We start from the raw sequence: 11,623 nt of genomic DNA on the forward strand, positions 1-11,623 counted from the left end.
ACATGCAAAGCAGGGGACAGGCACTCCGGGACCCACTTGAGCATCATGTTGTGCTTAAAATATCTTATTTTCTGGGACAAGCGGGTCCCGGAAGAGCCAGTCCCCGTGCCACATGCAAAGCGCTAAACCGATACCCGGCACTGTTTTTATCAGAGATTATTTCAGCTGATTTGAAAAAGTGCAGGGCGGGTCAGTCCCCGGCGATCAGTCCCCGGCGATCAATAAAACAGTTTCGATGTAGTGTTGGAAATCAACTACTTTTCCGCCTTTTCACGTCTGGAAGGTCAGATATGCAACAGCATAAGTCGGCCTTTCAGGCGCATTAAAGTCTTGCTATTAATCGCCAATGGCGTTAATCTCCCTTCCTTATGGCCAACATTCTGATAGTTGATGATGACCCCGATGTGTGCAGCGTACTGGCAAGGTCTGTTGAGAATGCAGGGCACAAGGCACTCACTGCCGGAAGTCTCAGGCAAGCCAGGTCCCAGGCTGAAGGCTTTGCCTGTGAAGCGGTCTTCCTGGACCTGAGCCTTCCCGACGGGCATGGACTCGACGCTTTACCGGAATTCCAGGCTCTACCCTCACTTCCAGAAGTAATCATCATCACCGGCAAAGGTGATCCCGAAGGGGCTGAGCTGGCCCTGAACAAAGGAGCATTCGACTTTCTGGAGAAGCCGGCCTCAATCATGGAGGTCACGCTGGCCCTGGTCCGGGCTCTGGAATACAGGGAGGCCAGGATAACGAGATCAAAAAAAAGGCTTATTGCCAGACCGGGAATAGTGGGCAGCAGCCCGGTCCTGAACAAATGCCTGCAGGACCTGGCCCAGGCCGCAGTGACGGGCAACAGCGTCCTCATCTACGGTGAAACCGGCACAGGCAAAGAGCTCTTCGCCAGGGCCCTGCATGAAAACAGCCCCAGATCCGCCGGCAGCTTCGTGGTTGTAGACTGTTCGGCCCTGACTCAGGGCCTGCTTGAGAGCACTCTTTTCGGGCATGTCCGGGGCGCTTTTACCGGTGCCATGGAAAACTATTCAGGCCTGGTGTCCCTGAGTCACCAAGGGACCCTGTTTCTGGACGAGATCGGTGAGCTGAGCCTGGAGATGCAGAAAAGGTTTTTGAGGCTGCTGGAAGAAAAAAAATACAGGCCGGTGGGGGCATCCAGGGAAGTCCACAGCGATTTCAGGCTGGTATGCGCCACCAACAAAGACCTTGAGGCCATGGCCCAGCGAGGGGAGTTCCGCCAGGATCTGCTGTACAGAATCAGGATGTATCAATGCCGTCTACCCCCTTTGCGGGAACGCAAAGACGACATACCCGAACTCTCGGACCGTTTCCTCTCTGATATAGCCCGCCAGAGTGCAGAGCAACCCAAAGCCCTGTATCCCGAAGTCCTGGATATATTCCAAGCCTATGACTGGCCGGGCAACGTCCGGGAGCTCAAGCATGCCCTGGAGCAGGCAGTGTCCGCTGCCACAGGAGTAACCATGCTGCATCGCAAACACCTGCCCCTGCACCTCAGAGTCTCGCTGCTCAAGAGTTCGCTCTCCGGGCAGCAGCATAAGGCCCAGGTACTGGATCCGGGCTTTTCTCCCCTGGGACGCCCGGACATTCCCCAATGGAAGACTTTCAGGGACCAGGCCGTTCGTGCCGCTGAAGAGCGATATTTCCAGGATCTATATGACCATACCGGCGGCAGGGTAAAAGAGATGGCTCAAATGGCCAACCTGACCCAGGCCAGGGTCTACGACCTGATCAAAAAATACAGGCCGCGCAAATCATAACCCTGGGATTCCCGCCTGAGACCTTTACAGATTCAGGAATAACACTACGTAAATAGCACATACCAGAAATTTCAAATTTGATTTGAAATATTTCAAGCCGGATTTGAAAAATACCCTTCCAAGATCTATCTCTTTCAGTCCTTTTTCTACCAACCTATTGAAATTCAAATTAAAATTTTTGACATTATTTTTGGCACAGGTTTTGATAAGAGTTTATGTAAGTTTTTTTGATCTGCACGTTGATTGCACTGGGGACATATCAGCGAAAGAGGGCCAAACCTGTCAACAGGCTAAGGATTAATGAAGGATCTGGACTATCATTCTGAAACAGACGGTAAATCCGGTCTGGAAGATTACCCCTTAAGGGAGTGGCTCCAGGAACTGGAAGAGGCGACCTCCAGCCTGGGCCAGGTGGTGGCGGGCAGGGAAGACGAATTCCTGGAAATCGGCCAGGGGGTGCAGGACTTGTCAGTCCGTTCCCGGGAGTTGTCCTCCTGCTCAATGGAGCTGGCCGAGAAGGCTTCCGGCAAGACCCTCAAAGAGGATATGCAGGAGATGGACCGGGCCCTGGAGCAGATCCAGGACAAGTCTGAGAGTGTAGACCTGTCCCTGATCCTGGGAAGGTGCACTGATCTGGCCGGGGCTATTGCAAAACTGCACAAGGAGATGCAGCAGTTCAGGCCCATGCTCAAGCATCTCAGGGTACTGGCCATGTCCATCCGAATCGAGAGCGCCAGGCTTGGCGAGGCCGGTAGACATTTTGTGACTCTGGCCCAGGAAGTGGAAAAACTGGGTCACAAGACTGATGAGTACTCCCGCCATGTGGGCCGGAGGGCAACGGATCTTCTGGGAGAAGTTCAGAAAGTCCAGGACCGGGTGGATATGACCCAGAAATTGCACTCAGGAGAGATAACGCCCCTTCTGGACAGGTTCTGCCAGGGAAACCAGGATCTCAAAGAGCTTCAGTCTTCATCCGAGCGCATTTCAAGCTCCATTTCCAGCCGCACCGAGGATATAAAAGAGCAGATCGGGGAGATCATCTCCTCGGTGCAGTTTCACGACATAACCAGGCAGCAGGTGGAGCATGTGCAGCAGAGCCTGGAAGAGGTCCAGATTTTTTTCCAGGGAGATCCCGGCCGGCAGCAGGACGATGCAGCCGGCATGATCAGCTGGCTCAACGATGTCTGTTCCCTGCAGTACCGGCAGCTTACATTTACAAAATCCGAGCTGGGCAGTGCAATGGACCGGATCAGGGAGAGCATCACAGCCATAGGCAGGTTTGCTGCAGAGCAGGAAAAGGACATGGATGGTTTTGCCGGTCTGGACTCCGGGAGCGGCAAAGGGGTGCTGGGAGAGCTGGAGCAGGATGCCTCAGAACTTATTCCCGCGTTGCAGCAGGCATCCACCCGTTTTGAGGACGTGGTGGATCGACTTGACGGTATGGCCGGTGTCTTGGGGGATATGCAGAATCTTTTGGACACCCTTGAGGATATTGGCGAGGAAATAGAACTCATCGCCCTCAACGCCAGCGTCAAGTCGGCTCACACCGGTGATGAGGGCAAACCTCTGGGGGTCCTGGCCGGAGCCATTCACCGGCTTTCCAGAAGCACCAAGGACCTGGTCGCCCGCGTTTCAGGGGTGCTGGAAGAGATCGTTTCGGTTTCCGGGGATTTCAACTCCCATGCCGCAAGTGCAAGGGCCAGGGCCCAGAAGGAAGCCGCCCTCTGTGAAACCCTGGGCCAGGTACTCAACCGTCTGGCTCAATCCAATTCCGAGGCAGCCGCATTGCACGGTTCGCTGCGCCGGGACACGGCTGAATTTCTCAAGCTGGTCAGAAGTCTGGAAGATAAAATGGATCTGCAGTTTGTGGTGGAAAAGGAATTGAGCTCTATCATCCAGCATCTGCAAAGGATTCAGGGTCAGGTCAGTGATCAGGTCCCTGAGTATGCAGAGGGCAGGTATTCTGAACGGCTGAAAAACAGCCTGCACCGTTATACCATGCAGTCTGAGCGCAGCGTGTTCTTGGAGTTTACAGGTGAGGGCCAAGCAGCAGGAAAGAATATGCCGGATGATAATATCGATCTTTTTGATGAGGATGCCGGGGAAGATGAAGACGGGTTCGGCGAAAACGTGGAACTGTTCTGAATGGCTTCCTCTGCAGCAGTGTACACTTGGATTATTTACCGCACGGGTTGTGGTATAAAACCTGGAAGGCAGGAGAACGGGTATGAAAAACTTGAAGTTGGGTGTAAAATTGATGGGGGGCTTTATAATTGTGGCCCTCATAGTTCTGGTAGTGGGTTTTTTCGGCTGGAGGGGGGCCAACAATCTTGATGGTCATGTACATGAGATCGGCCAGGTCAATCTGCCCAGCATCAACAACCTCAGGATTGCGGAAAAGGAACTGGAAACATTGATGGTCGCTTTCCGGACCCTGCTCAACCCCGAGCTGAGCATGGAGGAAAGACAGGAGCAGCATCAAGCCATTGATGCAGCCAGATCAAGATACGGGCCGGCAATGGATGCCTTTGAACAACTGCCCCGGACCAGTGAAGAAGATGCTCTCTGGAGCGAAATAGGAACCACTATTCAGCAATGGGCCGGGGTGAACGACGAATTTCTGGCCATGGCCAGGGAACTGGAGGATATAGGCATCCTGAACACAGATGAATTTCTGAGTATGCTCCAGGGGTTCAGAGGGGATCACTATGCCCTTATGGACAATATCGGCCGTTTTCTGCTGACCGGCCAGGATTTTGAGGGTGGAGACGATGCCAGGGCCTGTGCCTTCGGCCGCTGGATGGCTGATTTTCGCATTGACAATCCCCAGATCACCGGGATGCTCCGGGATGTTGTCCCTTATCATAATGCCTTTCACGAAAGTGTGGCTGATATCAGGCAGGAAATGCAGGCCGACAACGAGCAGGCGGCTATAGATATTTATTATGAACAGATGCTGCCTGCCGCGGAAAATACTTTCGGGTATTTTGACAGGCTCATCGAGATCGCTCAGGAGGCAGATGCTTTATATGACCAGATGAACCAGCTGGCCATGCAGGACTCCAGGGAGATGCAGCTGGCCGCCATGGAACTTATGGGGGAAATCATCGCCATCAATGAGCAGGGGGCGGCCCATGCCGTGTCAACGGCTGAAAACGATGCCGCCAACGCCATAACCGTTGCCCTGGCCGGGATGCTCATAGGGGTGGTGCTGGCCGTGGCTCTGGGAGCAGTGCTGACCAGGGCCATAACCGGCCCCGTAGCCAAGGGCGTGGCCTTTTCCGAGCAGATGGCCGACGGAGATATGACTCAGGCCCTGGATGTCAACCAGAAGGACGAAATAGGAATTCTGGCCGATTCCATGCGCCGCATGCAGGAAAAGCTCAAGGAAGTGGTGCAGGAAGTAAAGACTTCCGCGGACAACGTGGCTGCTGGCAGCGAGGAAATGAGCTCTTCTTCTGAGGAGATGTCCCAGGGGGCCACGGAACAGGCCTCCAACCTGGAAGAGGTATCCTCCAACATGGAGCAGATGGGCTCCAATATCCAGCAGAACGCCGACAATGCCGCTCAGACCGAAAAGATCGCCCTGCAGGCGGCCAAGGATGCCGAAGACGGCGGCAGGCAGGTCCAGGACACGGTCCAGGCCATGCGGGATATTGCTGAAAAGATCAACATTATCGAGGAAATCGCCCGCCAGACCAACTTGCTGGCCCTGAATGCGGCCATTGAAGCCGCCCGGGCCGGAGAGGCCGGCAAGGGATTCGCCGTGGTGGCTGCAGAGGTGCGCAAGCTGGCCGAAAGAAGCGGTCAGGCCGCCAACGAGATCAGCGGGCTGTCAGCTTCCAGTGTGCAGGTAGCGGAAAAGGCCGGGGAAATGCTCAGAAAGATGGTCCCGGACATCCAGAAGACCGCCGATCTGGTCCAGGAGATCAGCGCATCCTCCAAAGAGCAGACCTCCGGGGCGGAGCAGATCAACAAGGCCATCCAGCAGCTGGATCAGGTGGTGCAGCAGAATGCTTCCGCTTCGGAAGAGCTGTCCTCCACTGCCGAGGAACTCTCCAGCCAGGCCCAGCAGCTGCAGGGAATCATCAGTTTCTTTAAGGTCGATGCCCGTGAAAGCGGCATCGGAAAGTCCCTGATGACCGGTAAAGCCTCTTCAGGCGGCAGACCTGTTAAAAAGACAGGCGACCGGATGCAGCTGGCCCACAAGGAACCCGGACAGCAGGACCGGCAAAAGAAGCGCCTGTCCCTGGATATGGGAGCAGAGGACGCCGAGGATCAGGAGTTTGAAAAATACTAGGGCTTGTTTACGGGACCGGTGCAGAGGTTCTTCGCCGGTCCCCCTCCGGGCGGGCAGCCATGCCACATGCAGAGTGCTGACATGATAACAGCAGAAAAACATGTTCCTCAGGGGAGGAGTTATGGAAGAACGTATGCCGGAAGAAAATACGATCTATACTTTGAGGCTGACCGGCGACTGCAGCGTGCAGCATGCCACTGATATCCTCAAGAGGTTCTCCCAGGCGCTGGAAACGACTGACAACCTGGCATTGGACCTGTCCGAGGTCGAAAACACGGACCTTTCCCTGCTGCAGATTATCTGCGCTGCTCACCAGTCTTTTGCAGCCAGGGCGAAAAAGATCAGTTTAAGCAGGCCCCCGGCCGATGCCGTTATTGCTGTATGGCGGGACGGCGGTTTCGGCCGGGTGTGCATGTTTGCACAAGAGGAATGTCTGTTCAAGGAGGTAAGCCTTAATGGGTAAGACGATAATGACAGTGGACGACTCATCCAGCGTACGCCAGATGGTCAGCTTTACCCTCAAGGATGCCGGCTATTCCGTGGTGGAGGCGGTGGACGGCAAGGACGCCCTGCAGAAGCTTCAGGGCCAGGTGGATATGATCATCACCGACCTGAACATGCCCAACATGGACGGCATAGAACTCATAAAAAACGTCAGGGCCACCGCGGGCTACAAGTTCATTCCCATTGTTATGCTCACCACTGAATCCCAGAATGAAAAAAAGCAGGAGGGCAAACAGGCAGGGGCTTCCGGCTGGATCGTCAAGCCTTTCAAGCCGCCTCAGATCCTGGCCGTGGTCCAGAAACTGCTTAAATAGGAAATTGCCATGACCCGAGAAAACATGTCGGATAAAGAAAAGATGCAGCAGGCCTTCCTGGAGGAAGCAGGCGACCTTCTGCCGGAACTGGAGACCGCCCTTCTGGAGCTGGATAGTGATCCCGGGGACGCGGATCTGGTCAACAGAGTGTTCCGAGCCCTGCACACCATCAAGGGTTCGGGTGCCATGTTCGGATTTGAAGAGGTGGCTGAGTTCACCCATGAGCTGGAGAACGCCTTTGAAATGGTCCGCTGCGGTGAGCTGCAGGTGAGTAAAGAACTTCTGGATTTGACCTTGAGCGCCAAGGATCAGATCCAGAATCTTCTCGGAGATCCCCAGGATCATGACCAGGAGGCGATGCAGAGCATCCTGGAAGCCTTGAAAGAGATTCTGCCCCTTGAGCATTCAACGCAAGGTCAGGGTGAAGGTTTGGAAGAGGAGCAGCAGCCTGCAGGGGAGAAGCTGGTTTACCGTATCCGCTTCAAGCCCGAAAAGTCCATATTTGCTACAGGTACCAACCCCTTGCACCTTCTGGAAGAGATCCGGGAACTTGGCCAGGCCTGTGTCATCGCACACGGCGAAGATATCCCCCCCCTGGATAAGATTGATCCCGAACAGTGCCATGTATGGTGGGATATTATTCTGACCACGACACAGGGCAAGAACGCCATCCAGGACGTGTTCATTTTCGTGGATGAGGACAGCGAGCTGAATATCCAGCTCATTGACCACGGTACAGAGTCCGGGCAGGCGGAAGGTTACCGCAGGCTGGGAGAGATACTTACCGAGCGCGGGGACATCAGTCGTCAGGAACTGGAAAGTGTCCTGGGTAACCAGAAGCGTTTGGGAGAACTGCTGATCCAGGCGGGACTGGTAAGCAGATCCCAGGTGGAAACAGCCCTGGTCGAGCAGCAGACAGTGCGCAAGCTTCAGGAGGAGCGAACCAGGGATGTCTCCTCTTCAAGCGTTCGCGTACCCGCTGCCAAACTTGACGATCTGGTCAACCTGGTGGGAGAGCTGGTCATAGCCCAGGCCAAGCTGACCCGTATGATCGGAGATCATGAAAACCGCGAACTCAAAAACATCTCCGAAGAAATCGAGCGCCTGTCTGATGAACTCAGGGACAATACTCTGGGCATCAGAATGTTGCCCATCGGCTCCAGTTTCGGAAAATTCCGCAGGGTGGTCAGGGATCTGAGCAGTCAAAAAGGCAAGGAGATCGAGCTGGTGACCGAGGGTGCCGAGACTGAGCTGGACAAGACGGTTATTGAGAGGATCAACGATCCTTTGGTACACCTTCTGCGCAACAGCATTGATCACGGAATCGAGTCTCCTGCAGAACGCGTCAGGCTGGGCAAGCCCAGGCAGGGCACAATAACTTTTTCGGCCATGCAGTCCGGGGGCAACGTTGTTCTGACTATCAGAGATGACGGCCGGGGCATGGATCCCGAGGTCATCAAGGCCAAGGCCCTGGAAAAGGGTATTATACCCCCCGGAGCTGAGCTGAGTGGCAAAGAGATATTAAATCTGATTTTTCTGCCCGGTTTTTCCACCTCCAGGGAGATAAGCGATATCTCCGGGAGAGGAGTGGGTATGGATGTGGTCAAGCAGAACATAAACGCCCTGCGGGGCAGGGTCGAGGCAGACAGCATTCCGGGTCAGGGCAGTACCATCAGGATCAGCCTGCCCCTTACTCTGGCAATCATCGAAGGGCTGCAGGTCAGAGTGGGAGAACAGTACTTCATCATTCCCCTGAGCGTGGTGAGCGAATGCGTGGAACTGACCTCTGAAGAGAAACAGAATCGCAGCTCAGGCAGGCTCATCCCTCTTCGAGACACCCTGGTGCCCTATATCCGTCTGCGGGAATGGTTTCTCATCGAGGGCGTCCCCCCGGCAATCGAGCAGGTGGTCATGGTCAGCAGCACTCAGATGACCGTGGGCCTGGCCGTGGATGAGGTAATAGGCCAGCAGCAGACGGTGATCAAGAACCTTGGGCAGGCATATCAGGATGTCCAGGGCATCTACGGGGCGACCATCAACGGTGACGGCAGCATCGCCCTGATCCTGGATATCGAGCCCCTGGTGCGCGACGTGAGAAGCAATGAATCCAATCCGGCGGTTGAGTCCTCCTTCGGATTCAACACAGAGGCGTCATGATCCATAAACCGGAAAAGGAACAGGGCTGCCGGTTCAGATTACACTTCAGAAGATAAGCAAATGGCCTTTACCTACTTTTTCAGAGACAGGCAGACCCTGGAACTCATCAGGGATATCGTGGTGCCCAAGCTGCGCTCCCGCAGGTTTATCAGCATCTGGGACGCCGGGTGCGCCATGGGGCCGGAGCCTTACTCGGTGGCCATTACTCTCAGGGAGAATATGGGGGCCATGTGTTTCAGGAATGTTACCATACATGCCACGGATATCGACGGCAGTAACCAGTTCAAACAGGAAATAGAGGCCGGGCTGTATCATCGGGAAAGGCTGCACAGCGTCCCCCGGGAGATAATGGAGCATTATTTTCAAACAACCGACACGGACGACTGGTACCTGATAGCCGATGAAATCAGAAAGAGCGTAGTGTTTCAAAAGCACGACCTGCTGACCCTGCAGCCCATAAGAAAAAACTTCTCCCTGGTTATCTGCAAGAATGTCCTTTTGCACTTCAAGGAGAGCGAGCGGGTGGAGGTTATCCGTATGTTTCATTCGTGCCTGGAGGATGGGGGGTACTTTGTAACCGAGCATACTCAGAAGATGCCTGAAAAACTGAGCCATCTTTTTTCGCCGGTTACCTCCAATGCCCAGATTTACCAGAAGAGAGCGGCCTAGATGCGCCTGGACAACCTGACGGAAAAAAGCAGTGTCTATACCTGTAATGTCTACCTCATCCGGGGGGACTGGAACTCTCTGCAGGACCAGAACACCCTTGTGGATGTGGGACGGGACCCGGGCATATTTGAAGAATTGGAAAACATTTCCACCGGGCTGGGCAAGAAAAAGGTGGACCAGGTGGTGCTTACCCACACCCATTCGGATCATGCAGGGCTGATCCAGGAGGTCCGCAGCAGGTTTGAGCCGCAAGTCCTTGCTTTTTCAGAGTTCTGCGAGGGCATAGACCGGGTGCTGCAGCACGGGGACATCCTGCAAATGGGGGACGAGGTATTTGAAGTCATCCATGCCCCGGGACACAGCAGCGATTCCATCTGTCTTTTCTGTGCCCGCAACGGGGTCCTGTTTTCCGGGGACACGCAGCTGTCCTTTTTAAATCCCCAGGGAAACCATCATGAAGATTTTATTATGGCCCTGAAGTACCTGGCATCGCTGGAGGTCAAGTCGGTTTACCCCGGACACGGCCCGCCGATACAAAAAAACGCCGCTGCCATGATCCGGTCTTCCGCGCGGATGTTTGGGGGTGATGATTGAGACCTGCTTAAAAACTGCACAGGGGCAATGTTAAACAGGGCGTGCAGGAACTGCCCGTCCCAGGATGGAGAATGCATGATTATAGCGGTTATCAACAATAAGGGCGGTACAGCCAAAACCACCACCAGCGTCAATCTGGCCGCCGGGCTGGCCCGGTCAGGGGAAAAGACCCTGCTGGTGGATCTGGACAGCCAGGCTTCAGCTGCTCTGAGTCTTGGAGTGCCGAACCATGATTTGACGCCTTCCATGTCCGACGCCCTGTTGCAAGGCCGCCCCATAGAAGAGATCATCCGAAGCACTGCTCAGCCCGGGCTGGACATGGTGGTAGGCAACATGGATCTGGCCAATACCGACCTGCATCTGGCCGATGTCCCGGGCCGGGAGCGCCGTCTCATTCGCCAGCTGCAGCGGGTCAGGACCGACTATGCCTGGGTGTTCCTGGATTGTCCCCCTTCTTTGTCCATGCTGTCAATAAATGCCCTGGTGGCGGCGGATTTCTACCTGATTCCAGTCAAGCCCGAGTACCTGAGCCTGCAGGGGCTTTTCAACCTGGACCTGGCCATAAAACGCCTCAAGAAAGGCATGAACCTGGCCCCCAGGCTGGCAGGCATTCTTCTGACCATTGTGCATCCCAGTTCCCGGGTGGTGCGCCAGAATATCAATGAGATCCGGAAAAACTATCCAGAAGACGTTTTTGAAACCTATATCAGGCAGGATGTTCGACTGTTGGAGGCCCCTGCTCACGGGCAGAGTATTTTTTCCTATTCTCCAGGGTCCAGCGGGGCCAGGGCATACGCTCGCATTGTCGAGGATATGAAGGCGCGGATAAAGCGCGCTGCAACTTAAAGCCAGACAGTTGTCGCAAAAGGAGGAGAGGGTATGAGTCAGACAAAGGACATTTTTGAACAAACAGATGCTGGTTCTTCGCCGGCTCAGGCCGTGACACCCGGTCAGAGCGGTGACCCAAAAGAGGTGGAGGATCTGCGCAGGGCCCTGGATGAATGCCGGTTCAAGGCCGATATCCTGCATGAAATCCCTACTCCGGTGATGGCTGTGGACAGGGAGTACAGGGTCATCTACATGAACGCCGCCGGGGCAAAGGCACTGGGCAAATCTGCAGATGCTGTTGTGGGGCAGTACTGCTTCAACCTTTTCAATACCGGACATTGCAATACTGAAAACTGCCAGGTCAAAAAGGCCATGCAGCAGGACGGTGTGTTCACCAGCGATACCGTGGCCAGGCTGCCTTCCGGGGAGCTTCCCATCAGATACACCGGCAAGCCCATCAAGAATGACAAGGGTGA

General features: G+C 54.9%; 10 protein-coding genes. All 10 read left to right on the forward strand.

Going from position 1 to position 11,623, the window contains the following annotated elements; all coding sequences use genetic code 11:
* Nucleotides 1-368 precede the first annotated feature (368 nt).
* Nucleotides 369-1,781, forward strand: a complete 1,413-nt coding sequence (locus tag QZP87_RS06265) for a sigma-54 dependent transcriptional regulator (RefSeq protein ID WP_291322069.1) — start codon at nucleotides 369-371, stop codon at nucleotides 1,779-1,781.
* Between the two features lie 300 nt (nucleotides 1,782-2,081).
* Entirely contained in the window at nucleotides 2,082-3,926 is a 1,845-nt protein-coding gene (locus QZP87_RS06270; protein ID WP_291322070.1) for a methyl-accepting chemotaxis protein, read from the forward strand.
* Between the two features lie 82 nt (nucleotides 3,927-4,008).
* Nucleotides 4,009-6,081: a methyl-accepting chemotaxis protein gene (locus QZP87_RS06275; protein ID WP_291322071.1), complete on the forward strand. Its 2,073-nt coding sequence runs from the start codon at nucleotides 4,009-4,011 to the stop codon at nucleotides 6,079-6,081.
* Between the two features lie 100 nt (nucleotides 6,082-6,181).
* A complete protein-coding gene (locus QZP87_RS06280; RefSeq protein ID WP_291322072.1) occupies nucleotides 6,182-6,544 on the forward strand; it encodes an STAS domain-containing protein in 363 nt (120 codons plus the stop codon).
* Nucleotides 6,537-6,899, forward strand: a complete 363-nt coding sequence (locus tag QZP87_RS06285) for a response regulator (protein WP_291322073.1) — start codon at nucleotides 6,537-6,539, stop codon at nucleotides 6,897-6,899. Before QZP87_RS06280 ends, QZP87_RS06285 begins: the two co-directional genes overlap by 8 nt.
* A 9-nt stretch (nucleotides 6,900-6,908) precedes the next feature.
* A complete protein-coding gene (locus QZP87_RS06290; RefSeq protein WP_291322074.1) occupies nucleotides 6,909-9,056 on the forward strand; it encodes a chemotaxis protein CheA in 2,148 nt (715 codons plus the stop codon).
* Nucleotides 9,057-9,116: 60 nt separating this feature from the next.
* Nucleotides 9,117-9,725, forward strand: a complete 609-nt coding sequence (locus QZP87_RS06295) for a CheR family methyltransferase (RefSeq protein ID WP_291322075.1) — start codon at nucleotides 9,117-9,119, stop codon at nucleotides 9,723-9,725.
* Nucleotides 9,726-10,319, forward strand: a complete 594-nt coding sequence (locus QZP87_RS06300; RefSeq protein ID WP_291322076.1) for an MBL fold metallo-hydrolase — start codon at nucleotides 9,726-9,728, stop codon at nucleotides 10,317-10,319.
* A gap of 75 nt (nucleotides 10,320-10,394) precedes the next feature.
* Nucleotides 10,395-11,165, forward strand: coding sequence for an AAA family ATPase (locus tag QZP87_RS06305; protein WP_291322077.1), 771 nt, complete (start codon nucleotides 10,395-10,397; stop codon nucleotides 11,163-11,165).
* A 33-nt stretch (nucleotides 11,166-11,198) separates the two neighbouring features.
* Nucleotides 11,199-11,623 (forward strand): PAS domain-containing protein (locus QZP87_RS06310; RefSeq protein ID WP_291322078.1); only part of this gene is annotated, 425 nt, incomplete at its 3' end.

Origin of the sequence: Desulfonatronospira sp. (assembly GCA_003563255.1) — a bacterium.
In the GTDB taxonomy this organism is placed as follows: Bacteria; Desulfobacterota; Desulfovibrionia; order Desulfovibrionales; family Desulfonatronovibrionaceae; genus Desulfonatronospira.